We start from the raw sequence: 24,989 nt of genomic DNA, 5'->3' as shown, positions 1-24,989 counted from the left end.
ACGCCCTCACTCACTTGATTGCTTGAATTGCAAATAAATATTTTTCAGCTCATCCACAACCCTGTCCAGCGAATAGCAGTTCTTTGCTTTGTCCAGCCCGGTTCCGGCGAGCCGGGAACGATATTCCTCGTCGGCAATCAGCTTCTCCAAAGCCCCGGCCAGAGCCAAATGATCCTCGGGCTGGACGAGCAGGCCGTTCACGCCGTCCTCGATTTGCTCGGCAATTCCGCCGATCTTCGTGCCCACCAGCGCCAAATTGCACAAGGCCGCCTCGGCAAACACCGAGCCAAACGCCTCTGCCCGCGACGGCAGCACAAATATATCGAAAAACGGCATGAATTCTTCGGGATGGAGGGTGTAGCCGTAAAAAATCGTTTCATCGTAAATCCCCAGCTCCATAGCCAGCTGCTCCAGTTCCTCGCGGATCGGACCGTCGCCGATAATATGCAGCACATAGCTGATTCCCCGTCTTTTCAGTTCAGCGCAGGCCCGCAGCAGCACATCCAGCCCTTTCGCAGGCACCAGCCGGCAGACCGTCACCAATTGGACGACATCATTATGGTGCGGGATAGGCTTGAATCTTTTATTATCGAAGCCGTTGCGAATGACCCCGATTTGCTCGGGATGGTCCACATGGGGTGACAAATATCCGCGAAAAGATTCAGATACCGTAAACATCCGGTCAGCGCGGTGCTCCAGCTCCTTGTATAAAGAACAGAGGAAGCGGTGCTCCGGCCCGCCCTCTTTAATTTTTCTGTTAAGAATCAGCTCCCGCTCGTAACTGGAGTGAATGCTCTGAATGACGGGCGTGTCCGGGTAGACCTCCTTCATGGCCAGCCCGGCGATCGGATGATGCGCGTGAATCAAATCGTAGGACTGCTGCAGCCGCAGCTTGGTCCACCATAGATAATCGCGATAGGTTTGCATATATTTCTGGACGATTGCGCTGTACTCGTACTGGCGCCAGTCAAAAGTATGGAACTTAATTTCATCCGTGCCCTTGCCCCGGATCCGCTTCGGCAGGGAGAACAACTCCATCTCCCACTCGGGAGGCTCGAACTTGTCTTGCAGGTAGGGAATCATCGAAGATACGCCCCCAGGCTGCTCTGGGGGGAAGAATAAGGCCTGCAGCAATTTCATACTCGTTCTCCTTTACATGCTGTATTCTCTGTATTTGTTCCTCATCATAACGCATAAGAAAAACGTCCATAGACGTACTTATCTGAGCTATCCGGTATCTAAAGACAAATCAATCCTCTTCAATTATGACACAACGAAGAAGGAACATCCATTCCCCTTTTGAGATTAAATCCGGTTATGGTAAAATTTCCGATGTACATTTTTATACTATGAAAAAAGGAGTTTTCAGAAGCATATGTCCATGACAGCATTGCCGGATTCCTTCCGTGAACGCATGATTGCGATGCTTGGAGTGAAGGAAGGGCAAACGTTCTTTAACAGCTATGCGATGCCGCGAACGTACGGACTGCGAATCAACACGCTGAAAATCAAGCCCGGATCACCAGCTGAACGCGACATCATACAGCGCTTCGGACTGGAGGGCATCCCTTGGTGCGAGGAAGGCTTTTATTACGATGAAGACAAACGCCCGGGCAAACATGCTTACCATGCCGCGGGATTATATTATATTCAAGAACCGTCCGCCATGTCTGCCGTTGAGCTGCTGGACCCTCAGCCCGGAGAGGCCGTGCTGGATCTGGCCGCCGCGCCGGGAGGCAAAACGACGCAGATCGCAATGAAATTGAACGGCAAAGGCCTGCTGATCAGCAACGAGATCCACCCCCAGCGCGCAAAAATACTAGCGGAGAACGTCGAGCGCTTCGGCGTGCCCAATGCGGTCGTTACGCAGGCTGCTCCGGGCGAGCTGTCCCCGCGATTCCCGCTCGCCTTTGACCGGATCATGCTCGATGCGCCTTGCTCCGGCGAAGGCATGTTCCGCAAGGACCCTGACGCCATAACTGAATGGTCGGAGCAATCGGTGGAGTTTTGCGCGGCAAGGCAATGGGACATTCTGCAGGATGCCGTTGCGATGCTGAAGCCGGGAGGCCAGCTTGCCTACTCGACCTGCACCTTCAACCGGGAGGAGAACGAGGAGACCATCGCCCGGCTGCTGGCGCATTATCCCGATATGACGCTGTTGGCAGAGAAGCGGATTTGGCCGCATCGACACAAAGGTGAAGGGCATTACGTCGCCTTGCTGCAGCGCAAGAGCGAGGTTGACGAGAAGATGGGGGCGTTAGCGGCTTCCTCCCCAGCATTCCGCGCTGCACCGGATAAAGCCCGTCCCAAGAGCAAACCGCACGGTAAAAAACGCAGCAACGGGAAGAACACCGAAAAAAATACCGCAGCCGCCTATGAGGCTTTCACCGACTGGGCGGAAAGCGAGCTTCCCGGCTTCGGAGGATGGCTTGGGGATCGGGCAGGAGAAGGAATCCCTATTTTATTTGGGGAATCATTGTATTTGCTGCCGTTCAGCACAAAACTGCAATTGACCCCTGACATCCTTGCCGGGCTAAAAATCCCCCGTGCCGGCCTCCATCTGGGCGACTATAAAAAAGGGCGCTTCCAGCCGGCCCATGCGCTGGCTATGGCCATCCGCCCTGCGGATGCCGCTCTAACCTGGACGCTGAAGCCGGACTCGCCTGAATTGACGGCTTATTTGCATGGAGATACATTGGCGGTTCCCGCCGATTACCGCGGCTGGTGTCTCGTTACGGTGGAATGCGGCGGCGGCAGCTTCCCCCTCGGCTGGGGCAAAGCAAGCGGCGGCCAGCTTAAGAACCATCTGCCCAAAGGGCTGCGCCAGCTGTCCGTGTAGCAGCAGACGATATATCAGTCCATGGCAAAGATGGCTTTCTAGCCAGATAGGGATTCCCCAAATATAAGCCGGATGGAAAAACGCGATGCTTTCCGTCCAGCTTTTTTACACACTTGCTTATGAAGAAAATTAGAAACCGTGCGCCTGCTATTCTTAGTAATTGTGCGCAAATGCCACTCTAATACCACCGAAATACCACTGTAACACGACTGAAGTGATACGACTGCAGTAACACGACTGAAATACCACTGTAATACGACCGACAGAAATGCAACTCTAAGGTACTTAAGCAACACTAAGCGACTCAAGGGTATTTTACGCAACTCTAATGCGGCCTTAAGCGAACTTTTTTTAGCTTTAGGTAACTCTAATGCAACTTTAATGCAGCTATCCCAAACTCCGCTTGCACCTTGTCCAGACTGAAACTATATCATCCCATATGACCGTCTATCATCAAGAAATCCAGGAGCAACAGCGCCGCAGAAATACTTTATTTATTTACCTTACACCCACTTTAATAGGTCAACTAATTTAAATGGATTTATAGTAGTTAGATTCTTCAACAAAGAAAGAATGGTAGAATTAAATGGATTTCATATCGTTAAAAGAAGGGAGATAGCCATTATGGACTGGAATCTTGATTTTAAGTACATAAAGTCCATCTAATCTCCTGCAACATTCGTTTAGAGCATAATTAGTTACATGAATTCCATTTAGTATACGACACAGCAGGTATATGGTGTCCGTGTATCCGGCTTAGTGTGCGACACAACTTGTGCTTCAAGTTCTGTATCCGACTTAGTGTACGACACAGCTTGTGTATCGCGTCCTTGGATCCGACTTAGTCTGCGATTAGTTTGGCGTGTGTTTTGGTGTGTGTTTTGGTGTGTGTTTTGGTGTGTGTTTTGGTGTGTGTTTTGGTGTGTGTTTTGGTGTGTGTTTTGGTGTGTGTTTCCGCGCGTGGTTTTGGTGTGCATTCAGAGAGCGACAACTTCGTGCAAGAAAAAAAGGGGCGCCCCTCCGTCATCTTTGATGACTTGGGACAGCCCCTTTTTCGTAACCGGCGTCAACCGACAGCCGTTTTAATCAAATTAACGCACAGATTCTTCCAAGCAGTATTTCTCAAGCGCCAGCTTCACGCCTTCCTCGTTGTTCGAAGCAGTAACCGCTTTGGCGGCCGCCTTGACCTCCAGCGGTGAGTTGTCCATCGCAATGCTGAGCCCGGCATAAGTAAGCATCGATATGTCGTTGTAGTAATTGCCGACGGCCATGACGTTCTCCGCAGATATCCCCCGCTTCTCCGCCAGCTTCCGCAAGGCTGCGCCTTTGGAGGAATCCTTGTGGGTGATGTCGATAAAGAAGTCGCCGCTGCGCAGCACATTAAATTCCGAGTTATCCCATTTGCTCCAGTCGGCGTACACTTTATCCAACTCGTCCTTATGGCCGGACACAGTCACTTTTACGATGGGCTCGCTCAGGTCGGCCCAGCGCGGCAGTTCCTTAGGCACCATCATGAACTGTTTGTACATATCCAGCGCCTCCTGGCTTAGGCCGGCCGCCCCCTGAACATAGAGCGCGAATGTCGTGTTCACGTCAAAGTGAACGCCGTTATCCCGGCAATAGTCCAAATAAGGAGCCAGGGTCAGCGGGCTGATTTCGAATTCATGGACGATCTCCAAAGTCTCAATGTTGACCGTTGCCGCCCCGTTATGCGTAATGACGTAACCGCTCAGACCCATTTGCTTCATGAACGGTATAGAGTTCCCCGGAGCACGGCCGGTGCAGAGCACGAATTCCGTGCCCTGTTCCGCAACTTTTTTGATCGTCTCCGCCGTTCCCGGCGTCAGCTCGTGATCATCGTTCAGCAATGTACCGTCTACGTCCAAAGCGATCAGTTTGTATCTCATCTCCATGTCTCCTTTGTTTATCTATAGCTATTTCTTGTACGTCTTAAGCAGCTCCACCTCGGCCTCCGTCAGCTCGCGGTATGAACCTAGCGCCAGGGAGTCATCCAGCGTGAGCGGTCCCATGCTAATGCGCTTCAAATATACAACCTTCGATCCGGCGGCCATGAACATCCGCTTTACCTGATGGAACTTGCCTTCGGAAATGGTCAGCCGGATGCGTGACATCACGCCCTCTTCCAGGCGCTCGTGCCCAAGCACCTCCAGCTCAGCAGGCAAGGTGACGTAGCCGTCATCCAGAGTAACCCCTTCACGGAACAGCGCGATTTCCCGCTCCCCGATCTCGCCCAGCACATGAGCCTCGTACGTCTTGGGGACATGCTTGCGCGGCGATAACAGATCATGGGCCAGCTGCCCGTCATTCGTCAGCAGCAGAAAGCCTTCCGTATCCTTATCCAAGCGTCCCACCGGAAAGGGAGAGAACACGCGCAGCTCCGCCGGAATCAAATCCAGCACCGTCCGCTCGCGGTAATCCTCCGTCGCGGAAATGACGTCTTGCGGTTTGTTCAGCATCAAATATATGAACTCGCGGTAATCGATGCCCTTTCCGTCCACGGTGATGCTGTCCTCGTAAGGATCGGCCTGAATTCCGCTATCCTTGGGAACAGTGCCATTCAGCATAACTCTCCCCTGCTTCACCATTTTTTTGATGTCCGATCTCGACCCATAACCAAGATGGCCGAGTATTTTATCCAGCCTTTGTGTTTTCTTGCCTTTGCCCACGTTTCCTATGTCCACCTCCACCCTGCGGGATATTCGTTCTTGAGCATCCCGTCTATCCATTTCCCCCAGCCCAGCGATACGCCGTCAACGCAAACCAGTACGTATCCTTTAGGGAAACCCTGGATACCCCGGCATTCGATTCTCGATGCCGGGACATTCAGGGTTTCCCCTTTAAGATACCTGACCGCTTCGCCGTTCTCCTGGGATAAATTCAATACCCGGTTTGCTTCCCCTGCGGATAAGGCGGTCGCAAGCGGATGACCCGGGGCAAACCGGCCATTCTTTACGGTGCCGGCATACCACCCGGGACGAACGGTCTTCAGTCCGGCGAGCTGTTCCTTCGGCAGCGGGGACTGGTAGACATGGCCGCCGAACAACAACGGCTGTCCGGGGAGCTTCGCGGTTACATGCTCGCTTGCAAATTGCTGCCAGCAGTCCAGAAGCTCCCGTTCGCCGGGCACTTTCCCAGCACTCTCCCGCCCTTTGAAGGCCTTCCCCGTATGAGAATGGCCCGCAGGCCTCCGGTTCGTTTTGCCCGGCTTGCTGCCGGGGCTTGTCTGTTGCGGCTCTCTGCCGCGTACGGACATCCGTTCGCCACGCGATAGCTGCCCCTCGGCTCCATTGTCCCGGTTTACTGCAGGGCCCTTGTGCTGCAGCACGGCCAAAAAATGTCCCTCGCCTTCAACCTGGTGCGGCCACAGCCTGCCGCACTGTGCGGTCAGGCTAGCGGCTTCCGAGGAGAAGGCAGCATCACCGCCTTCGGCATTCAACCGGTACAGCCACTCCGGACGACCTGGCGAGAAGCCGGGTTCCTTCGGCAGCGGAACAAGCTCAAAATCCGGGTACCGATCCAGAAACCAGGCAATCATTGCCTCATTCTCTTCAGGAGCAAATGTACAGGTTGAATACACGATTCTGCCGCCCGGCGCCAGCATGGCCGCAGCGGATTTCAGGATGTCCTTCTGCATTACGGTACACTTAGAGGTCGAATGAACCTCCCACTGCCGCGCCATGTCCTCGTCCTTGCGGAACATGCCTTCTCCAGAGCAGGGGGCATCGATCAGAATTTTATCGAAATAAGCCGGGAAGGCATCAGCGATACGCTCCGGCGATTCATTCAGCACCACGGCGTTCCGGACACCGTACAGCTCGACGTTTTTGGCCAGGGCCTTCGTCCGATCTGCATGAATGTCGTTGGCAACAAGTACGCCTTCCCCTTGCAGCTTGGCCGCGATTTGCGTCGTTTTGCCTCCGGGCGCGGCACATAAATCCAGCACTCTCTGGCCAGGCGACACATCAAGCATCTCCACAGGCGCCATCGCGCTGGGCTCTTGGATATAATACAGCCCCGCATGATAATACGGGTGCTTTCCCGGCTTCTGTCCTTCCTGAACATAGAATCCGGTGGGACACCAAGGTACGGGCCTCAGTTCAAACGGAGAGAGGCGCAAGAACGACTCAACGCTTATTTTAAGCGTATTAACCCGGATACCGGCGTAACGGGGATTGTCATAAGACGATAGAAAAGCGCTGTAATCGCTGCCCAGCAGCTGCTGCATCTTTTCCAGAAAAGCCATCGGTACATGTACTGCCATATATTGAACCATCCATCCTTATGCAAGAATATGTTTATTGTAACATACCAGTATCATCAGATTGTAAAGCAATCCGCCATCCCCGTCCAGCCTTAACCGAATTAATCGCATTCCGCACATACCAAAAAGCCCTTCCACCATACTTCGCATGAAAGGGCTATATTATTCATTTGGACTTGCCCTGCATCCGCAGGTCATGCTTGGCGCCTCGCTGAGGCCCTCTGCGCTGCGGAATGTTAGGGGTTACCGCCGGTGACGCCTGCTTCACAAGCTCTGATAAGTGCTCATCCTGTATTTCGATGGTCAAGTCGTAATAAGAAAAGGGGGATTGCTCATATTCCCCCAACTGAGCAGCATATGCTCTGGTCTCGTCAAGCAGCTTGGCAAGATTAATGCCAAGGGAATCCGGCGGATAGGGAGTGAGCCTCTGCACAGCGGACTCCATCATTTTCCTCCCGCCAGTCACATTCCCGTTGCGAAAATGGTACAAACCGACCGCAACCTGGAGCAGCCCCTTGTATAACGGGTCCTTATCCTGCTTCAGCCACAGCTCCTCCATGACTTCATGGCATTCGAAGTAATCCTGGTCGCGATTGAAATAGATCAGGAAGGCTACGTACAGAGGATCATACGTTGTCATCGCCGGACTCCAATGCTTTTTTAGCCGCTTTGATCTTTTGCGTAACTTCGGTATGCATCTCCTTCAGCGCTTCCATATCCCGGGCCTCCCACAGCTCGTTGAAGCGCTGCTGAGCCTCGATGGCCTCTGATACCATATGGTAAAAATAGAGCTGATGAATCGCCGTCAACAAATGGTTCACGATGCTGGATTCATCCTCGAAGCTCTTTTGTGCCAGCAGAATCTCCTCGCGAATGCTGGACATCTCATTATCGAGGACAAAAGCGGCCTCTGCGGCCTTCTTCAGCCTGCCGCGCATTTCATCGGGCAGGCTCTCCCGGTATTTGTAATTCAGGGAGTGCTCGATCGTGGCCCAGAAATTCATGGCTAGCGTGCGAATTTGAATTTCAGCCAGCACGTTTTTGAGTCCCAGGGCAGTCTGAACCGGATATTCGATAATCATATGGAAGCTGCGATAGCCGCTTTCCTTATAATTAGTAATATAATCCTTCTCGTAAATTACTCTGAGATCCTTGCGGGCCCGGATATACTCGGCTACTCTGCGAATGTCCTCAACAAACTGGCACATGATTCGAATGCCGGCAATATCCTCGATCCCCTGCTCCAGCTGATCCATCGGCACGTTCAGCCGCTTGGCTTTATCGAGAATGCTTGATATTTTCTTGACTCTTCCGGTAACGAATTCAATCGGGGCATATTCCTCCAGCTTCTTGAGCTCGGAGCGCATCGTTTTGAACTTGACCTTCAACTCTTCCACCGTTTGCTCGTACGGCAACAAAAATGCTCCCCAGTCTCTACTATCCATTCCACTGTGCCTCCTGTCTTCTGTGGCCCGGTTAGCGATGATCTGCTCCTACTGCTTCGGAAATGTGGCTAAATCCGTCGCGGTGCAGCAGGTCCAACAAACCGCGATGCACTTCCCGATTCAGCTCGGGACCTTCATAAATTAGAGCGGTATATATTTCTACCAGACTGGCGCCGGCACGAATTTTCTCATAGGCATCCTCAGCGTTAAAAATTCCGCCGGAACCGATGATCGGAAGCTTCCCTTCCGTCAGTCGATAGACATGGGAAATAACCTCCGTTGATCTGTCCTTCAGCGGCTTTCCGCTGAGACCGCCGGTCTCCTGCGCGTGCTGATGCGTAATGCCTTCACGCGATATCGTCGTATTGGTAGCTATAATTCCCGATACGCCGCTATTCATGATCGTCTGCACCATGAATTCCAGCTCCGTCATACTGACGTCCGGGGCGATTTTCACGAGAACATGCTTCTTCTTGCCATGCTTCTCCGCCTGCTTCGCCATCTCACTTTGCACGGCCTCCAGCAGGGACGCCAGCTCGCTGCCATGCTGCAAATTGCGCAGATCGGGCGTATTCGGTGAACTGATATTCACGACAAAGAAGTCCGCATGCGGATAAAGTTCCGCAATGCATTTCTCATAATCAAGATGAGCCTCTTCATTGGGAGTAACCTTGTTCTTGCCGATATTGACAGCGACCGGAATCCGTCTGCTCCGCAGCGCTGTAAGCTGCCGGGCCATATAATCGGTACCCTGGTTGTTGAACCCCATACGGTTGATCAGCGCTTCCTGCGGTTTAAGGCGAAACAGCCTCGGTTGATCATTTCCCGGCTGGGCCTTCGGCGTGACCGTCCCGACCTCCATGAATCCGAAGCCGACTGCCGAGAACGCCTCTACCGCTTCCGCATTTTTATCCAACCCTGCCGCCAGCCCTACCGGAGTAGGAAAATGAATATCAAATAAATCAACAGCCAGCTCCGGAACCTCTTTAACTCCGTACATTCCGTGCAGTAGAGGTATGAACCCCGGCACTCTAGCTGCCTTATGTAATCCTCCAATCATGAGATGGTGAGCCTTCTCAGCATCCAACCGGAAGAATAAATGCTTGCCAATATTGCGATACAACACGTCTATCTTCACTCCGTTCATCACTTATGCCATACAATGCCTCGCTTTTTAGTTTATCGTTTTCTCGCTCAAAAGAAAAGTTTAACCTTCTTGCAAACGTAACGATTTCGTCTCCCGGAGGTGATAGCATTTTAAAATGAAAGCTATTACAATAAATATGTAGCTCTTTGAACAATTTAGAAGGGAATGATTGTTGTCATGGCTGCCAAACGCAAACCGCCGACGCTCCAGCAAAAGAAAGAGGAAGTCAACAAAAAAGGGCTCATCTGGGCCATTTCTATCGTTGCTGGACTCATTATTCTGTTCACGCTAGCACTCGTATTCAAATAATGGCTAATGCAGCCAGCGATACGTCCGGTGAGGATTGCTCTGATCCTGCCTGTCCCCAAGCGTAAACCGCTCTGCCGGGGTAAGGTCCTGATCGGGCAGTCCTCCCTTGCCTATCGTCACCTTCGTTCCGACCGGAAGAAGGTCGAATAGCTCTTCCACGTCCTTTTTCCCCATCCGGACACAGCCCAGCGATTCATCGGCGCCGATACTGTCCGGCTCATTCGTGCCGTGGATCGCGTAATTGGTATCGGACAGCTGCATTCCTCTGCTGCCGAACTCCCCGTCCGACTTGCCGTTCGGATTTATGACCTTGTCAGTAATATGAAACGTCCCTTCCGGCGTCCTACCGCCGCCCAGCCCAACCCGGTAGCTTCTGAGTATGACCGAGCCGCTTACTACTGCCAAACGATAATTACTCGTATCGACGATTACCTCCAGCGGCTGGGTAAAAAAACGATCGCCATCATTGGCATTCTTCCCCCTCGTACCGCGGGATTCGCCTGAGCCCGCCTCGCTGCCGCCTGCCTGCTGTTCCCGCTGTGCGAACTCCCGCTTCAGCGGCCCGAATGCTTCTTTCATATGATCATTGGTTCCTGCCAGCCAGTTGTCCGGGAACGGCTGTGTGAGCTCGTCCAGACTGACCGGCCATTTCCCGTTTTTCTCCTTATACCGCAGCATTGCCGAGGAAAGTACGGCCAAGGATTCCTGCCGTTTGATCCACTCCCCCGCCTCCGCCTTCAGATGTCTCGATTCGGGCGGCTTACAGAGACACGCCGCCGGGTCGTAGGACTGCACGCTGGTTTGGCCATGGCCAAGCGATTGGATGCCATAAACGACCGGCATTTTATGAGACCAGTTCAGCCATTTTCCTTGTTTGCCCATACCCATCACGACCTGATAGCCGCCATCCGTAGTGCTTCCCTGCAGCAGCCCGCCGATATCGCCCGTTACTCCTCTGCCTCCGGGAACATAACCGATCGCGGTAAATTTCGGGCTATCCTTCACCGGCTCCGCAAGGGCTGGCGATGGTTCCGCTTCCGTTATAAGCTGGTCTGGCTTGCTCTCCTCAGAAACGCTATCCGCATGCCCGGGCGCAGGAATTTCCGGAACTGTTGCTGCTATTTTGCCGGGAGCCTGCGCAGAAGGAAGCCACAGAAACAGCAAAAGCAGCAAAATAAAGCCTGCCTTTCGAACCAGACGGCTGCGCTGCTCCTGCCTGCGCGACTCCTGAAGGATGCCTGCCTCATACCCCATCCATAAATCATCGGGTATTTTGCTGGCCTCGAACGCTTCGTACACGCTTCCTGCCTGAATGTAACAATAATGGGCTTTGCCTTCCTGCCCGCTTTGTTCATATTCTTTGCCAAGCAAATACCAAGCCATTTTATTGTTTGGGTGGTTCTCTACGTATTTTTTGAGGTAAGCCGAATTTTTCATCGTAAACCTCCATTGGAATCAACTTGTGTATGGATTGCATGAACAACTTCTTTACTTAATATATCGGCTGAGGAGCGCTTGTTTCAAACCATTCTTTTGAAATTGTCAAATTCATGACCTAATACCTAACTATATCGCGATCGCGGCCAGGATGACCTGGATTGGGATGGGCAAAAAAACAGCAAAAAGCATCCCGTGCCGGAAGCGGCGGGATGCTTCTCCAAAAGCGTGATGTAGATCGGTCTTTCTGTTCTGTTTAACCTTCCATATTGAACGGAGTATCTGCAATCTTGATGGAATCGGTTGGGCATCCGTCAGACGCATCCTGAAGGTCGTCATGCAAGTCTTCCGGAATTTCTGTTACACCGCGGTTACCATCATTATTGTAGATAACTTCGGCCAAGCCCTCATCGTCATAATCGTAGATATCCGGTGCCGTAGCGCCGCAAGCGCCGCAAGCGATACAAGTATCTTTCTCTACCCAAGTATATTTCGCCATCTTTATCTGCCTCCTGATAAACGGTACAAGTGCGGTGAATTGCTACCACCATGACCAATATAATATAAAAAGAAAGCAATTTCAAATCATTTGTTACCAATTTCCATTGATAATTATTATCATTCCTCCCGATTTTCCCGGAGAAAATCCGTTTGCAGCGAAGTGCCGCGGATTTTATGATTCCGGATCAGCGCAGAAGGATCGTCGCTGAGCATACCAGCCGTCAGTATGGCATCTTCACCAAACTTGTCCCGGAGCAAATCCATTGTCCTGGTCAGCGATTCTTTCTTCGGCTGCTGCTCGTAATCAAATAAATCTAGCTGCAGGGCCGAGTTCTCCCTGGGAACCAAATTTTGCAGCGTAATGCCGAGCAGCCGAACCGGCTTGCCGTGGCCCCAATGACGAAGATACAGCTCGCAGGCCTCCTTGTATATTTCATCGGCCTGTTCCGTCACGTTTCCTAGTGTCTGGGACCGGGTTATTGTCTTCATATCCGGCGTCCTGATCGTGATTTGCACCGTTTGCGCCATCAGCTTCTGGCGGCGCAGGCGCCTTGTCACCTGGTCGGCCAAATTTAGCATGACCCGCTTTACGTCCTCCAGCTCGGTCAGGTCTTTCGGGAGCGTCGTCGTATGCCCGATGGATTTATTCTTCTCCCGCTCCTCCTGCACCGGCGAATGGTCAATGCCGTGCGCAGCCTGCTTCATCCATAGGCCGACAACGCCGAAGCGCTCCGACAACAGCCGCTCGTCAGCCGCCGCCAGTTGGCCAAGCGTGTATATGCCCATCTTCTTCAGCTTCTCCCCCGTCTTGCGGCCGATGCCAAACAGCTCGCTGCACGGCTTATCCCATAGCAGTTCGGGAACGTCGCGCAACCGAAGCACCGTAATGCCGTTTGGCTTCTTCATATCCGAGGCCATCTTGGCCAGCAGCTTGTTCGGAGCAATGCCGATGGAGCAGGGCAATCCCAGCTCCTTGGCAATGCGGGACTGGATTTCCGCCGCAATTTCGAGCGGAGTGCCAAACTGCTTCGAGCCGGTGATATCCAGATAGCACTCATCAATCGAGGTCGCCTGCAGCAGCGGGGTATATCGGTAAGCGATGTCCATGAATGCCCGGGAGTAACGGCGGTACAGGTGGAAATCCGGGGCGATGAGAATAAGTTTGGGATATTTCTTTAACCCCTCCCTCACCGTCATTCCTGTTCGGATTCCCATCGCCCTTGCCGCATATGAGCAAGTAACGATCACGCCTTTGCGCAATTCCACGCTTCCTGCCACGGCTGTCGGTTTGTTCCGGTATTTCTCCGGCTCCTCGGCCTCATGAACAGAGCAATAAAATGCGTTCATATCGATGTGCAGCACAACCCTGCCGTTCACAGGATAATATTCGTCGATATTCCTCACTAGTGTTCCCTCATTTTATTTATACTACAACATGAATTTTTACGCCTTGCACTCGATGATCATGATCTAAAAAAAGCATACCTTTTGAGCCAAATCGGGTCAACAACCCTTGTGCAATTTCATAAAAACGGTGTTACATTTAAATTGCAGATGCTATAATTAGAAATTATACTAATCAGAGCTCACACTCAGACGATATCCAAAGGGGGACATTTTCATCATGTCAAAGGCTGTAACCATCTTCGACACAACATTACGTGACGGCACTCAGGGAGAAGGCATTAGCCTGTCTGCGGACGATAAGTTGAAGATAGCCAAGAAGCTGGATCAACTGGGTGTTCACTATATCGAAGGCGGCATTCCTGGCAGCAACAGCAAAGATATCGAGTTCTTCAAGCGAGTACAGGAACTCGGATTATCCGCGACAGTCACCGCTTTCGGCAGCACCCGGCGCAAAGACAGCATCGCCGAGCATGATCCTAACTTGAAACGCATCCTTGAATCCGGTGCCAAAGCCACATCGCTTGTTGGGAAATCATGGGATTTCCACGTGCATACTGCGCTCCAGACAACATTGGAAGAGAACCTGGCCATGATTTACGATTCCATCGCCTATTTGAAGCGGGAAGGCATGGAAGTGCTGTTTGATGCCGAGCATTTTTTTGACGGTTACAAGAACAATCCAGAGTACGCTCTCGCCGTCATGCGCAAAGCGGAGGAAGCCGGGGCTGACTGGCTCGTCATGTGCGATACGAACGGCGGCACGATGCCGCATGAGGTACATGACATCGTCTCTGTCCTTGCTGGACGCGTAACGACAGCCCGGCTTGGCATCCATACCCATAACGACTGTGAATTGGCCGTAGCGAATGCATTAAATGCTGTACGAGCTGGTGCGGAGCAAGTCCAAGGCACCATGAACGGTTACGGAGAGCGCTGCGGCAATGCCAACCTGTGCTCCATCATCCCGAACCTGCAGCTGAAGCTGGGCTATGATGTTATCGAGCCAGAGCAGCTCCAGCAGTTGACCAATACGGCCCGTTATGTCGGCGAAATTGCAAACGTCCATATGCCTGTGGGACAGCCGTTCGTCGGTACAGCGGCATTTGCCCATAAAGGCGGCATCCACGTCTCGGCCATTCTGCGCGACTCCCGGACCTATGAGCATATTGCTCCGGAAACCGTCGGCAACCGGCAGCGTGTTCTCGTATCCGAGCTTGCTGGACAGAGCAATATTCTGTCCAAGGCACAGGAAATGGGCATCAAATTTGACCCGGAAAACGAAGAGACACGCCAAGTCATCTCCAAAATCAAGGATTTGGAGCACCAAGGCTACCAGTTCGAGGGCGCAGACGCGTCCCTGGAGCTGCTGCTTCGTCAGGCTAACGGCGAAATGAAAGAGCTGTTCGTCTTTGAATCCTTCAAAATGCTCGTCGAAAAGTCCGCAGGCAAGCCGGTTGTCTCGGAAGCCTTTATCAAGCTGAATATCGATGGAAACAGCCTGTACACAGCTGCGGAAGGCAATGGCCCGGTGAACGCGCTCGACAATGCCCTGCGCAAAGCGCTGATATCTTATTATCCTGCATTAAAGAACATTCACTTGTCTGACTATAAGGTCAGAGTTCTAGACGATAAAGATGCGACGGCCTCCAAGGTTCGAGTTCTGATTGAATCGAAAGACGCTGCCAATTCGTGGAGTACAGTCGGCGTATCCGGCAACGTTATTGAAGCGAGCTGGGAGGCGCTTGTCGACAGCTTGCGTTACGCTCTGCTTGGCCAGACCAAGATGGAGCATGAAGAGGTCGTGTCGGCAAGCCAAGGGCTAGTTAACCATTAATCCATGATGTACATCGGCAATGCCGATATTTAGCGCAGGAAGGCCCGGAGTTCCTTTAATCTAAGGACTCCGGGCCTTCCGCATTCCATTATTTACAGTGAATCCTTACGAGGACTGCAGCAGCTTCTTAATCTTGGCCTCCAAATCCTTCGGCGGGAGTATGCCCACGATTAAATCCTGGATTACGCCATCCTTGTCAATTAACACATTCGTTGGAAACGCCACGCCGTTGAATTTTTTGTAGGCCTCTTCCTTCTTGTCCAGCAGCACCGGGAATTCAATTCCATATTCCTTGACGAAGGCTTCGGCTTTCTCAACCGTGTCATAAGCCGTGACATTGACTCCGTAAATGTCCAGCCGATCACCGTATTTCTCGTACAGCTTAACAAGATCAGGAGCTTCATCCTTGCAGGGATCACACCAGGAAGCCCAGAAATTAACCAGTACCGGCTTGTCTCTTTCTCCCCCCACCTTATAGGTGTTTCCATCCAGTCCTTGCAAAGCAAAGGCCGGAGATGGAGAACCCGGCTTCGGGGCACCTTCTGCGAGCGCGGCGCCCAAGGTTTTTTTATCACTCCCTGCGCCAAGGAAAGAGCGCACCTCGTTTCCGTAATTTTGGTACAAGGCGATGCCGAGCAGGACGATCAGGAGCGCAAGAATCGGTATGTTTTTTCTCATGTGTATTCTTCCTTTGCTATTTGTATATGTTATTGTACCCTGTTTACCCGTTTTGTTACAAACTGAGGAATGAGGTGAACATCATCTATGAACGATTACTTCCGGAAGCAGGTTTCCGAACCGAGACGGATCATCCTTCCATCTGTATATAAGCAGCTGGAGCAAGACAGCCTGACCCGTTATCCCCATGAGGCATGCGGGATTCTGCTGGGTGAAATAGCGGCTGGAGCGGTTGTCATAGACGGCTACGTTCCGGTAACCAATGCTTCTGCCCAACCGGACCGGCACTTCTCGCTGGACCCGCAGGAATGGGTTAAGCACAGCTATCATCCGAAGCTGTTGGGTCTGTTTCACAGCCACCCTACTGCCCCCCCGGTCCCTTCAGCGGCGGATTTGCGGGAGCTGCCCTTATTTGCCAGCCTGCTTAAATTGTATGTTATCGGTTCTTGCTGCAATATCGAGCCGGCAGCCGGACAAACTCCGGGGAACAATCGGCCTAGCTTTTCGCTGCAAGGGTATGAAATTATAAGCAGCGATAGTAACTATAGATTGGAAAGCATAACGTTTGACTGTATAGTTGCCGATCAGGTATCATTATTTTAGAAAAATAAATATATACTAAAAATATCCTTAGGAGTGAGGTGAGCCTAGCAGGATGAAACTATACAGAATCGGCGAACTAGCCAAGGCTGCCAGCGTAAGCGAGAGAACGATCGACTATTACACCAAGCTGAAGCTCATTGCGCCGGAGGCACGCACACAGAAAAATTACCGCCTATACAGTGCTGAAACCTTAAACCGTTTGAAACGTATTAATGAATTAAAACAGGAGAAGTATACATTAGAGGAAATTCGCTCGAAGCTGGAGCTGTGGAATAAAGTAAGCCACGAGGAACAGGTTACGGAGAAGCTGACTTCCCTCGAAATCCATATGCAAAGATTGGAACGGGAGGTCAAGGAGCTGGAGCCGCTTATTTCTAAAATGAAACCTGGCCAAGCAAGAAAAATGTTCTCCAGTCTCATGCCCCAGAGCCTCGCCTGCATCGATGCGCTGTATCTTCTAATTAATCAAGGGCCATTTACGTAAAGTTCTAAACAATTAACAACAGGGGGATGGAGAAGAAAAATGAGCTCAAATATTATGTTTATTCCATTATTATTTGCCTTCGGCCTATCGATATGGGCCCAGTTCAAAGTAAAGGGAACCTTTAACAAATACGCCAAGGTCCATAATATGTACGGCCTAACCGGCCATGAGGCAGCCCGCCGCATGCTGGATGCAAACGGTCTGTACGACGTACCGATCGAACCTGTACGCGGCAGCCTGACGGACCATTACGACCCGACCAAACGCGTCGTCCGCCTCTCCGAGCCGGTCTATTACGAGAATTCGGTATCGGCCGTAGCGGTAGCCTGCCATGAAGTCGGGCACGCCATACAGCATAAGGAATCTTACTCCATGCTGGTTCTGCGCCACAAGATGTTCCCGATCGTCAATATAACGTCCCAAGTATCGCCGTTTTTAATTCTTGCAGGCTTTCTGTTCGGTTCACTGAACCTTCTGGGCGTAGGCATCGTGTTCTTCTCATTGGCCGTGCTGTTCCAGCTTGTCACCTTGCCCGTAGAATTCGACGCATCCAACCGGGCCCGCAGAGGCATGCTAAGCATGGGCTTAGTTTCGCAGAATGACGAACGCGGCGTAGGCAAAGTCCTTAACGCAGCCGCATTGACTTATGTAGCGGCAGCCCTTATCTCCCTTATTGAACTTCTTCGTTTTATCATGATGTTCTTCCAAAGCCGGGACTAATTATTCAATCCACGGAGAGATTACAACCAGTAATCTCTCCGTTTTTGTATGCTTCCATGCACCTTAGTATAATCCGCCATATATTGAAATCATTAGGATGAACGGGGTAAAATAGAGTGGTATTTTTACGTTGAAATTTCATTGTCTAGGAGGAATTCGATTTTGCTCAGAAATGAGAAAATACTGATGGTCGATGATGAGGAAGGTATTTTGAACCTGCTGGAGATTATTCTCAAAAAAGAGAGGTTCCATGATATATATTCCTGTACCACGGGGGAAGAGGTATTGAATTTGCTAAGTCAGCATACGTTTGATGTCATTTTGCTGGATATCATGCTCCCCGATACCCATGGATTCGACTTATGCCATAAAATCAGGAGCATCACAAACTCCCCTATTATTTTCATCAGTTCGTGCTCCAGCGATTTTGACAAATTAACAGGCCTCGGAATCGGCGGTGACGACTACATTACGAAGCCTTTCAATCCCCTTGAGGTAGTTGCTAGAATACATAGCCTGCTGCGAAGACAGAACCTTACCCGAGCCATGCTGCGTGAGAACCATGAGCCGTCTAAAGAATACCGTTATGGCAACCTTGCCTTGAAACCTGCCGAGGCACGGCTTGTTGTCGACGAACGAGTTATTGAATGTACGGCTAAGGAGCTGGAGTTACTGCAATTTTTCTTCAAAAATCCAAATCGCCTCTACACCGCTACGCAAATCTATCAGCTCGTATGGGGAGAGGAGCCAAACTATGGCGAGGAAAAAACCGTGACCATGCATATTTCCAAAATCAGAAAGAAGCTCGAAAGCAAGCCGAAGTCTCCTGAAATCATCATTAACATAAAAGGAATTGGATACAAATTCGTGCCCCCTAAAGAAAGGTAACGTATCATGAATATTAAGCTGCGTTTCAGCATTCATTTTATCGCCGGATTATTTGCCTGGATATTAAGCATGGGAATCGTCGTCATGCTGATCATCGACGGCATTCTGCCCATGCTGGGACTTTATGAAGGGATGCCCGGCTACGACCTGATCCTGCTTGTTCTTTTCGCGGTCAGCATCATTGTTTCGAGCCTGATCTTCAGCTGGTATTTCAGCCGCCCAATCTGGCTGATCATCTCCTGGATATCCCGCTTATCGCAGGGTATTTATCAAGAGCCTGCCGACAGCGATAAAATGTATACGAAGCGGAATAAGCTCAAAAGACCCTACCGGCTTTTCCGCGAAATTATAACCAACATTTATGAATTATCCGACCAACTCCGAAAATCCCAGCAGGAAAGAGAGAAGCTCGAGCAGTTAAAGAAGGACTGGATCGCCGGCATCTCCCATGATTTAAAAACACCGCTTACCTATATATCCGGCTATTCTGCCCTGCTCTTGAACGAGGAATATTCCTGGAGCGAGGAAGAGAAGCATTCCTTCATGCAGGAGATTCTCAAAAAGAGCAAGCATATGGAAGCCCTGATTCAGGATTTTAACCTGTCTCTCCGGCTCCAGGAAACAAAGGCGCAGATCCCTCTGCGGCTGGAAGAGGCGAACCTGGTGGAGTTCCTGAAGAGCCTGCTGGCGGATACCTGGAACGACCCCGATTTACAGGAGTATGATTTAAGCTTTCACTGCGAAGAGGATTTGATTCCGTTCTCTTTTGACCAGCGCTTGCTGTACCGGGCGATCCAGAACCTGCTTCTCAATGCAGTCATGCACAATCCCCCAGGCACGGCAATTTCGGTACAGCTAACGAATGTACAGAACGAATTCATTAAAGTTACGATTGAGGATAACGGGGTTGGAATGGACCGCGCTACTGTGGAGAATTTGTTCAAAAAATACTATCGCGGAGCAACGCCGGACTCATCTTCCGCTCATCATTCCATGGGCCTTGGCCTGTCGATCGTTAAAGATTTGATACTCGCCCATCGGGGGCATATTTCCGTAAACAGCATCCCGGAGAAGGGGACTACCTTCTACATCACCATCCCCTTTGCCAAATAACAATACCCGCCCTTCTCCGTCAACAATCAACAGTCAACGATGGAGCAGGGCGGGATGTTTTATTTAATATAAATACTTCCTGAAGATGATTTGATGGTTAGATTCGGCGCGTCGGCAGCAGAGCCGATCTTAGTCTTTAATTCCTGCCCCGCTCCTGCAGCGTTCACTTCGGACGCCGAAGTCAGGGACGACTCGATCCTGCCGGATTCTGTCGAAGCGTCAATCTCCAGGGCGCCAGGTGCATTCTCGAAAGCCATCTCGACTTTTCCCGTTCCGGTTCTAATACTGCTTCCTTGACCCAGCTGCCCGTTATGGGATACCTTCACATTCCCTGTGTCATTCTCGATATGGAAGTCACCGGTAATCCCGGTAAGCTCAATGTCTCCCGAAGCAACTTTGCCTTGAATATGATTTCCCTCAAAGCCTTTAATTTCAAGCCTTCCCGAATCTCCTATAAAAACAAGCTCATCGGCTTTCAAATCTTCGCCTTTAATTTGCCCAGCCGACGCCGTCAGACTGATTCTGCGGAATTGCTTATCCGGCAGCTCAACCTGCAAGGTGTCTGTCTTAAAGTTAACCAGACTCGAGGAACTGCCATAGTTAACATCCAACACACTGCCGTTCAACTCGGCGATGGCTTCTTTTCCGCCTTTTGTGCTGACCTTAATTTCAGAGCTGCCTGCAGGCCGTATTTCAATATTTTGGCCGTCCGTATTTAGGATGATTTCCTCCACTTGCGTCCCATCGAAGGTCTTGCCCGCACTATTTACGCTTGGTTTGGAATCGCAGCCTGAAAGAGACAGGGACAAGACCGCAGCCAACGCCGTAGTAATCATTTTTATATTACGGTTAATCATCAAATTCATGATACCCCTCCTTTATCGTAGTGCTTCGAGTTATTTCCTTTCGCAGCGCTACCTCCCAGCACTCCTGCTTTGATCTGCTGGCCAACAAGAGCCATGATCAGCAGGAGGCATGTCAATATGCCGTATAGTAGGGATTGGCTTGTCCCGGCGCCCAGGAAGTTAAGATTAGGAAGGTTGTTAACCGCTCCCATATACCACCACAACATATAGACGACTTCAAACATTTTCCTCGTCCCGCTGAGTGTTCCCAAAGCCATGGCCAGCGTCGGAACGAATAGAACACTCACCAGCCAGGCCGTCAAGTGCGCCCATTGTCCATCCAGAATGAAGTGGACTAATGCTCCCGAGAATACGAGCAGGGTGATGAGAATTCCTGAAACCCAAACTGCAAAAAATCTTTTGAGCGGAGAACAGCTGGACATCAACAATTCCCGGGTAAAATAAAATTTCTCCCGTGTACCCATTTGCGACCAGATGGCAATCGGCCATAACGCTAGTACGGGCAGCCAGCTCTGTACGTTTTCCAGCGGAATGAGAAGGCTCGCGGCCATACTGCCCAGTACAAGCAGATACCACCAAATGGAACAATCTTTCAGCATCATGCATATCTCCGCCCGAACTAGTCTCATCATGCGGACTCTCTTCTCTTTCTTGACAGGGGACAGCCTATACTCATGGCTATGATCCGGCTTGGCAGCAACACCCTTCTTCGGTTCATAAATAACCGGGATGTGACTGCGTTTGGCATTCTCTTTTGTCCTGAAGCGGTTGAATACGAGGGAAGAAACAAGAATAAGCAGCACTGCGATGCCTACCCAGGCCAATCGGTAAATAAGCAGGCTCGGGCTCCATTCTACGCCATGCCAGACAAACGTAGGGCCGATGCTTTCCACCGGATAATATCCGAAGCTTCCGCCCTCCTCGCTCGCAGTCAGGAACGCATATTTTAGCGTAGCTTCCCGTACCATATCCGAACGAATGATATCAAGACCGAATACATCCAGCAGACTATTCGGCGTAGCGATTGACACGATACTACAGCACACCCATAGGGCAAAAAAAATAATATTCCCCACGACACCCTTCAAACCGGGCATCACGTCGAACAATACAGTCAATGCCGCCAGTACGAGCAGCGAGGGCATGACAATGAAGGCGAATGGCTGCAAGTAATCGGCGATATGAATATAATAGTCTTCCCCGCGGATTAACTGCATTCCCATAAACGCCAGAAACAACAGCAGCTCGATCACAAGCAATACAACATAGTTGGAGATTGCTTTGCTAAAAATGTAGCGGAAATTAGAAACCGGCGTCGAAGCAATGATCTGCCCGACCTTTAGCCTCTGATCCTCGGAAACCTGGCTGCGCAGCATAAAGAAGGCAAACAGCCACAACAGCAGCGTGGACATCATCGTGACCATCCCGCCTAACCATGCGGAATTGTAAATGCCTCGTACTCCGCCAATATAGAACACCTGATACCCGCTGGAAGGGGATGGCACGCAGGCATAACCCAGGAACAACGTCAGCAGGACGACAATGAGGAAGGAGTAGCTTCTCATTTGCTTGATCAGGTTGTTCTTAATCAGACAGTAGTAGGTGCTCCATGCATTGCTCATGACGCCCCTCCTAATGGAGAGACGGCGTACAGGTACGCATCCTCCAGCGTAGAAGGAAGCAGAACAGCATTCTGGGAAGGGCGGAAATCAGAAACGATCCGGGCATGCACCCCGTCGCTACGGTGTATGGCGCTGCTAATAATATACTTCTCCTGCATCTCCTGCAGCTCGGAAGAAGGGAATATGCTTAGCCACACCTTGTTATCTGCCCTCTGGATCAAGCCTTCCGGCGTCGTAAAATTCACGAGTCTGCCTCTGAAAAGGATTGCGATATCCGGAGCAATCGACTCGATATCCGTAACGATATGCGTAGAGAGAATGACGATCCGGTTGGAGGACATCGTCGATAGCAGATTTCTGAAGCGGATGCGTTCCTCAGGATCAAGACCCACGGTCGGCTCATCCACGATGAGCAGCGAAGGATCATTTAACAGTGCCTGGGCGATACCTACGCGCTGCTTCATCCCGCCGGAAAATCCCCCCAATAGCTTCTTGCGGTCATTGGATAAATTTAAAATTTCGAGCAGTTCATCGATCCTCTTCCTTGCCGATTTTAGCGTTAACCCCTTCATCGCAGCCATATACTCCAGAAATTCCACGGGGGTCATATTCGGATACACGCCGAAGTCCTGCGGCAAATAGCCGAGTTCGGCGCGCAATTCATCCGGATGCTGCGCGATATCCACACTGTTCCAAGTAATTACTCCGGAAGTAGGCTTTTCTAACGTCGACAGCATTCTCATCAAGGTTGATTTACCTGCCCCATTCGGTCCCAGCAGTCCCAGAATACCCGGCTTTAGATGCAGGGTGACCTGGTTTAGCACTTGTTTTGAGCCATAGGATTTGGTTACATGCTCAATCTTCAACTCCATTGCTACTCTTCACCACGCCTCATTTGTTATTCGCACAATCATTACGTTTCAGGTCTTGAACCCTAGTATACTGTGCGAAAATAAAAGTATAGTAAAATAAGAGCAAAACTAAAATAAAATACACGGAGTCAACAACAAACCCGCTCAAGCTGCGGAAAAGCCCAGCCATACGGCTATTTCCGTATAGGCTGGGCTTTATTATGGTTAATTATTTGGGATCATGCCTAAGAACAAACGCCGCCAGTTATTAACTTGGCGGCGTGTCCGGTTGCAGTCCGAAATATTCTAGCAGAAATATGCGGAAGGATTGCGCGACCAGCGGAAGTTTATCGTCGGCTCGGTGAATCAGCCCGATCGTTCTCGTTACTTTCGGCGTAGAAATGCGAACCCGGGCCGGCTGCAGCGTGAAGCTCTGGAATAGCGCCACTTCAGGCAGGAGACTGACGCCCATCCCGGCAGCGACTAAGCCGCGGATCGTATCCGTCTCCTCGCCTTCAAAGGCGATTTTCGGCGTGAATCCGGCTTCCAGACAAGCATGCCACACGATAGGTCTTAAAGAATAACCTTTGCTGAACAAGATGAATTTATCGTCTTTCAATTGGTTGAGCTTAATGCTCTGCTCATTGGCGAGCGGATGGCCCGGCGGCAGAATCGCCACCAAATCCTCCGTCAGTACGACGTTGCCCGCAACCTGATTATGGTTCTCTGGAAAAGGAGAGATGAAGGCCAAATCCACTTCGGCTGATACGACATCACGAATGAGTGTCGGGTACATTCCCTGCTTGAATCTGAACTTTACATTCGGATACAACTTACGGAATTCGGCAACTACACTAGGAATAACATGAACACCGAGGCTATGTGGAAATCCGAGACGAATTTCGCCTTGCTCTGGATCAATAAACTCGTGAACTTCATTTACGGCGCGATCCAAATCTTTGAGGATCGTCTCCACCCGGCTGCAAAATAGCTGTCCTACCGCAGTCAAATGCAGATTTCTTCCCTTTTGCATGAACAAGTCAACGCCAAGCTCCTGCTCCAGCTGGTGGATTTGCCTGCTTACCGCAGACTGGGCCACGTGAAGTTCTTCGGCTGCCTGTGTAACATGCTCCTTCTTCGCCACCTTCACAAAGTATTGCAGTTGTCTTAATTCCACGAATCTGATCGCTCCATTTCGATTCCTGTCATAACCCATATGGGTAACTTGCCATTATTTTTGCTCTAACATAACTTTACCATTTACCTTCAAGGGGTTCAACGTCGTTTTAGCAGGCGAATGATCAATCCATAGATGAAGAAGCCGCCGATAAATCCGCCTAAGTGGGCGATCCAGTTCACCTGCGGCACGAGGAACGAGAAGACAATCCCGACGATAAGCAGGCTGTACAGCGTCTTGCGGGAAGCTTCGTCCATAAATTGCCGTTGAAACAATGCCACATACAGGAAAGCTCCATAAATTCCGTAAATGGCGCCTGATGCCCCTGCAGAAATATGCACCATGGACGAATGCTGATAGATTCCCATCGTGATCAGATTGCCGACAATGCCGCTGCCTAAATAGAGCAGGACATACCGCCAGGAGCCGAGCAGCCGTTCCATCGGAGGCGTAAAGATCAGGATCCCGAAGCTGTTGGAAAACAGATGCCCGAAATTGAAATGCAGGAATATCGAGGCGACAAAGCGCCACCATTCGCTGGTATAAGGCTCTCTATTTATCATAGCCCCGTATTCAAGGATGGCTTCCTCCGGCCCGACGGCAGTTAGAACAAACATTACAATATTGATTGCGAGAATAAGGCAGGTCACCGGGTACGATTTCAAATAGGTTCTCCAATTCTCATAGCGAATAAATATCATACGATCCGAACCTTTCTTCCTAATGTTGGACAATCTCTTTATAAAAAGATTATAATTAAAATTAGGTGCTTTCACAAAATTGTTT

At 50.8% G+C, this 24,989-nt stretch carries 24 protein-coding genes; 8 read left to right on the top strand and 16 right to left on the bottom strand.

Annotation, left to right across the window (positions count from 1 at the left end):
* Positions 1–6: 6 nt before the first annotated feature.
* The gene (locus tag MKX50_RS09400; RefSeq protein WP_213588837.1) at positions 7–1,140 is read right to left on the bottom strand and encodes a glycosyltransferase family 4 protein; all 1,134 of its coding nucleotides are present in this window, start codon (positions 1,138–1,140) and stop codon (positions 7–9) included.
* A gap of 235 nt (positions 1,141–1,375) precedes the next feature.
* On the opposite strand from MKX50_RS09400, the gene MKX50_RS09395 reads away from it, so the two are divergent.
* Positions 1,376–2,839 (top strand): RsmB/NOP family class I SAM-dependent RNA methyltransferase, encoded by a 1,464-nt coding sequence (locus MKX50_RS09395; RefSeq protein WP_339159288.1) that lies wholly within the window; start codon positions 1,376–1,378, stop codon positions 2,837–2,839.
* Between the two features lie 1,091 nt (positions 2,840–3,930).
* Here the strand turns inward: MKX50_RS09395 and MKX50_RS09390 are convergent.
* From MKX50_RS09390 to MKX50_RS09365, 6 genes are all read right to left on the bottom strand, one after another.
* On the bottom strand, positions 3,931–4,746 hold the full coding sequence (locus MKX50_RS09390; protein ID WP_339159286.1) for a Cof-type HAD-IIB family hydrolase: 816 nt from the start codon (positions 4,744–4,746) through the stop codon (positions 3,931–3,933).
* A gap of 27 nt (positions 4,747–4,773) precedes the next feature.
* Positions 4,774–5,526: a pseudouridine synthase gene (locus tag MKX50_RS09385; protein WP_339159284.1), complete on the bottom strand. Its 753-nt coding sequence runs from the start codon at positions 5,524–5,526 to the stop codon at positions 4,774–4,776.
* A 5-nt stretch (positions 5,527–5,531) separates the two neighbouring features.
* Complete coding sequence (locus MKX50_RS09380) at positions 5,532–7,121, bottom strand: RsmB/NOP family class I SAM-dependent RNA methyltransferase (protein ID WP_213588841.1); 1,590 nt, start codon at positions 7,119–7,121, stop codon at positions 5,532–5,534.
* 166 nt (positions 7,122–7,287) lie between these two features.
* Entirely contained in the window at positions 7,288–7,761 is a 474-nt protein-coding gene (locus MKX50_RS09375; RefSeq protein ID WP_339159283.1) for a DUF309 domain-containing protein, read from the bottom strand.
* Complete coding sequence (locus MKX50_RS09370; protein ID WP_213588843.1) at positions 7,748–8,566, bottom strand: GTP pyrophosphokinase family protein; 819 nt, start codon at positions 8,564–8,566, stop codon at positions 7,748–7,750. The genes MKX50_RS09375 and MKX50_RS09370 overlap by 14 nt, the downstream gene beginning before the upstream one ends.
* Before the next feature lie 31 nt (positions 8,567–8,597).
* Complete coding sequence (locus MKX50_RS09365; RefSeq protein ID WP_339160061.1) at positions 8,598–9,692, bottom strand: quinone-dependent dihydroorotate dehydrogenase; 1,095 nt, start codon at positions 9,690–9,692, stop codon at positions 8,598–8,600.
* A gap of 198 nt (positions 9,693–9,890) precedes the next feature.
* Here MKX50_RS09365 and MKX50_RS09360 point away from each other — a divergent pair, with 198 nt between their 5' ends.
* Positions 9,891–10,022: a hypothetical protein gene (locus MKX50_RS09360; RefSeq protein WP_269058915.1), complete on the top strand. Its 132-nt coding sequence runs from the start codon at positions 9,891–9,893 to the stop codon at positions 10,020–10,022.
* A 3-nt stretch (positions 10,023–10,025) separates the two neighbouring features.
* Here MKX50_RS09360 and MKX50_RS09355 read toward each other — a convergent pair whose 3' ends face one another.
* The 3 genes from MKX50_RS09355 to MKX50_RS09345 all read right to left on the bottom strand — a co-directional run bounded on the left by MKX50_RS09355 (position 10,026) and on the right by MKX50_RS09345 (position 13,364).
* A complete protein-coding gene (locus MKX50_RS09355) occupies positions 10,026–11,459 on the bottom strand; it encodes a L,D-transpeptidase family protein (protein WP_339159280.1) in 1,434 nt (477 codons plus the stop codon).
* A 256-nt stretch (positions 11,460–11,715) separates the two neighbouring features.
* Positions 11,716–11,958 carry a ferredoxin gene (locus MKX50_RS09350; protein WP_155609101.1) on the bottom strand — a complete coding sequence of 81 codons (243 nt, stop codon included), beginning with the start codon at positions 11,956–11,958 and terminating at the stop codon, positions 11,716–11,718.
* Positions 11,959–12,077: 119 nt separating this feature from the next.
* A complete protein-coding gene (locus tag MKX50_RS09345) occupies positions 12,078–13,364 on the bottom strand; it encodes a DNA polymerase IV (protein ID WP_213588845.1) in 1,287 nt (428 codons plus the stop codon).
* Positions 13,365–13,584: 220 nt separating this feature from the next.
* Here MKX50_RS09345 and cimA point away from each other — a divergent pair, with 220 nt between their 5' ends.
* Complete coding sequence (gene cimA, locus MKX50_RS09340) at positions 13,585–15,201, top strand: citramalate synthase (protein WP_213588846.1); 1,617 nt, start codon at positions 13,585–13,587, stop codon at positions 15,199–15,201.
* A 105-nt stretch (positions 15,202–15,306) separates the two neighbouring features.
* Here cimA and MKX50_RS09335 read toward each other — a convergent pair whose 3' ends face one another.
* Entirely contained in the window at positions 15,307–15,879 is a 573-nt protein-coding gene (locus MKX50_RS09335) for a TlpA disulfide reductase family protein (protein ID WP_213588847.1), read from the bottom strand.
* 87 nt (positions 15,880–15,966) lie between these two features.
* Between MKX50_RS09335 and MKX50_RS09330 the strand changes: the two genes are divergently transcribed.
* The 5 genes from MKX50_RS09330 to MKX50_RS09310 all read left to right on the top strand — a co-directional run bounded on the left by MKX50_RS09330 (position 15,967) and on the right by MKX50_RS09310 (position 19,687).
* Positions 15,967–16,482: a M67 family metallopeptidase gene (locus MKX50_RS09330; protein ID WP_213588848.1), complete on the top strand. Its 516-nt coding sequence runs from the start codon at positions 15,967–15,969 to the stop codon at positions 16,480–16,482.
* A 52-nt stretch (positions 16,483–16,534) separates the two neighbouring features.
* Positions 16,535–16,966, top strand: a complete 432-nt coding sequence (locus tag MKX50_RS09325) for a MerR family transcriptional regulator (protein WP_213588849.1) — start codon at positions 16,535–16,537, stop codon at positions 16,964–16,966.
* Between the two features lie 39 nt (positions 16,967–17,005).
* Positions 17,006–17,686 (top strand): zinc metallopeptidase, encoded by a 681-nt coding sequence (locus MKX50_RS09320; RefSeq protein ID WP_213588850.1) that lies wholly within the window; start codon positions 17,006–17,008, stop codon positions 17,684–17,686.
* 162 nt (positions 17,687–17,848) lie between these two features.
* On the top strand, positions 17,849–18,574 hold the full coding sequence (locus tag MKX50_RS09315) for a response regulator transcription factor (protein WP_244996316.1): 726 nt from the start codon (positions 17,849–17,851) through the stop codon (positions 18,572–18,574).
* A gap of 6 nt (positions 18,575–18,580) precedes the next feature.
* Positions 18,581–19,687, top strand: a complete 1,107-nt coding sequence (locus tag MKX50_RS09310) for a HAMP domain-containing sensor histidine kinase (RefSeq protein WP_339159277.1) — start codon at positions 18,581–18,583, stop codon at positions 19,685–19,687.
* Positions 19,688–19,746: 59 nt separating this feature from the next.
* Here the strand turns inward: MKX50_RS09310 and MKX50_RS09305 are convergent, their stop codons facing one another.
* The 5 genes from MKX50_RS09305 to MKX50_RS09285 all read right to left on the bottom strand — a co-directional run bounded on the left by MKX50_RS09305 (position 19,747) and on the right by MKX50_RS09285 (position 24,904).
* Positions 19,747–20,553, bottom strand: coding sequence for a DUF4097 family beta strand repeat-containing protein (locus MKX50_RS09305; RefSeq protein WP_339159276.1), 807 nt, complete (start codon positions 20,551–20,553; stop codon positions 19,747–19,749).
* Positions 20,550–22,175, bottom strand: coding sequence for a hypothetical protein (locus MKX50_RS09300; protein WP_339159275.1), 1,626 nt, complete (start codon positions 22,173–22,175; stop codon positions 20,550–20,552). The genes MKX50_RS09305 and MKX50_RS09300 overlap by 4 nt, the downstream gene beginning before the upstream one ends.
* Positions 22,172–23,047, bottom strand: a complete 876-nt coding sequence (locus tag MKX50_RS09295) for an ABC transporter ATP-binding protein (RefSeq protein ID WP_339159273.1) — start codon at positions 23,045–23,047, stop codon at positions 22,172–22,174. Before MKX50_RS09295 ends, MKX50_RS09300 begins: the two co-directional genes overlap by 4 nt.
* 247 nt (positions 23,048–23,294) lie before the next feature.
* A complete protein-coding gene (locus MKX50_RS09290) occupies positions 23,295–24,203 on the bottom strand; it encodes a LysR family transcriptional regulator (protein WP_213588854.1) in 909 nt (302 codons plus the stop codon).
* A gap of 98 nt (positions 24,204–24,301) precedes the next feature.
* Positions 24,302–24,904: a rhomboid family intramembrane serine protease gene (locus MKX50_RS09285; RefSeq protein WP_339159271.1), complete on the bottom strand. Its 603-nt coding sequence runs from the start codon at positions 24,902–24,904 to the stop codon at positions 24,302–24,304.
* Between the last annotated feature and the right edge of the window lie 85 nt (positions 24,905–24,989).

The sequence above is a fragment of the Paenibacillus sp. FSL W8-0186 genome, from assembly GCF_037969765.1.
Lineage (GTDB): Bacteria > Bacillota > Bacilli > Paenibacillales > Paenibacillaceae > Fontibacillus > Fontibacillus woosongensis.
This window is presented reverse-complemented; position numbering and strand designations above follow the sequence as displayed.

What these genes read in the sequence shown, in the direction of transcription:
- cimA (WP_213588846.1), top strand. Translation starts at nt 13,585, where the DNA reads ATGTCAAAGGCTGTAACCATCTTCGACACAACATTACGTGACGGCACT.
- MKX50_RS09325 (WP_213588849.1), top strand. Translation starts at nt 16,535, where the DNA reads ATGAAACTATACAGAATCGGCGAACTAGCCAAGGCTGCCAGCGTAAGC.
- MKX50_RS09400 (WP_213588837.1), bottom strand. Translation starts at nt 1,140, where the DNA reads ATGAAATTGCTGCAGGCCTTATTCTTCCCCCCAGAGCAGCCTGGGGGC.
- MKX50_RS09390 (WP_339159286.1), bottom strand. Translation starts at nt 4,746, where the DNA reads ATGAGATACAAACTGATCGCTTTGGACGTAGACGGTACATTGCTGAAC.
- MKX50_RS09285 (WP_339159271.1), bottom strand. Translation starts at nt 24,904, where the DNA reads ATGATATTTATTCGCTATGAGAATTGGAGAACCTATTTGAAATCGTAC.
- MKX50_RS09300 (WP_339159275.1), bottom strand. Translation starts at nt 22,175, where the DNA reads ATGAGCAATGCATGGAGCACCTACTACTGTCTGATTAAGAACAACCTG.
- MKX50_RS09305 (WP_339159276.1), bottom strand. Translation starts at nt 20,553, where the DNA reads ATGAATTTGATGATTAACCGTAATATAAAAATGATTACTACGGCGTTG.
- MKX50_RS09370 (WP_213588843.1), bottom strand. Translation starts at nt 8,566, where the DNA reads ATGGATAGTAGAGACTGGGGAGCATTTTTGTTGCCGTACGAGCAAACG.
- MKX50_RS09350 (WP_155609101.1), bottom strand. Translation starts at nt 11,958, where the DNA reads ATGGCGAAATATACTTGGGTAGAGAAAGATACTTGTATCGCTTGCGGC.
- MKX50_RS09395 (WP_339159288.1), top strand. Translation starts at nt 1,376, where the DNA reads ATGTCCATGACAGCATTGCCGGATTCCTTCCGTGAACGCATGATTGCG.
- MKX50_RS09295 (WP_339159273.1), bottom strand. Translation starts at nt 23,047, where the DNA reads ATGGAGTTGAAGATTGAGCATGTAACCAAATCCTATGGCTCAAAACAA.
- MKX50_RS09330 (WP_213588848.1), top strand. Translation starts at nt 15,967, where the DNA reads ATGAACGATTACTTCCGGAAGCAGGTTTCCGAACCGAGACGGATCATC.
- MKX50_RS09335 (WP_213588847.1), bottom strand. Translation starts at nt 15,879, where the DNA reads ATGAGAAAAAACATACCGATTCTTGCGCTCCTGATCGTCCTGCTCGGC.
- MKX50_RS09360 (WP_269058915.1), top strand. Translation starts at nt 9,891, where the DNA reads ATGGCTGCCAAACGCAAACCGCCGACGCTCCAGCAAAAGAAAGAGGAA.
- MKX50_RS09355 (WP_339159280.1), bottom strand. Translation starts at nt 11,459, where the DNA reads ATGAAAAATTCGGCTTACCTCAAAAAATACGTAGAGAACCACCCAAAC.
- MKX50_RS09310 (WP_339159277.1), top strand. Translation starts at nt 18,581, where the DNA reads ATGAATATTAAGCTGCGTTTCAGCATTCATTTTATCGCCGGATTATTT.
- MKX50_RS09320 (WP_213588850.1), top strand. Translation starts at nt 17,006, where the DNA reads ATGAGCTCAAATATTATGTTTATTCCATTATTATTTGCCTTCGGCCTA.
- MKX50_RS09380 (WP_213588841.1), bottom strand. Translation starts at nt 7,121, where the DNA reads ATGGCAGTACATGTACCGATGGCTTTTCTGGAAAAGATGCAGCAGCTG.
- MKX50_RS09375 (WP_339159283.1), bottom strand. Translation starts at nt 7,761, where the DNA reads ATGACAACGTATGATCCTCTGTACGTAGCCTTCCTGATCTATTTCAAT.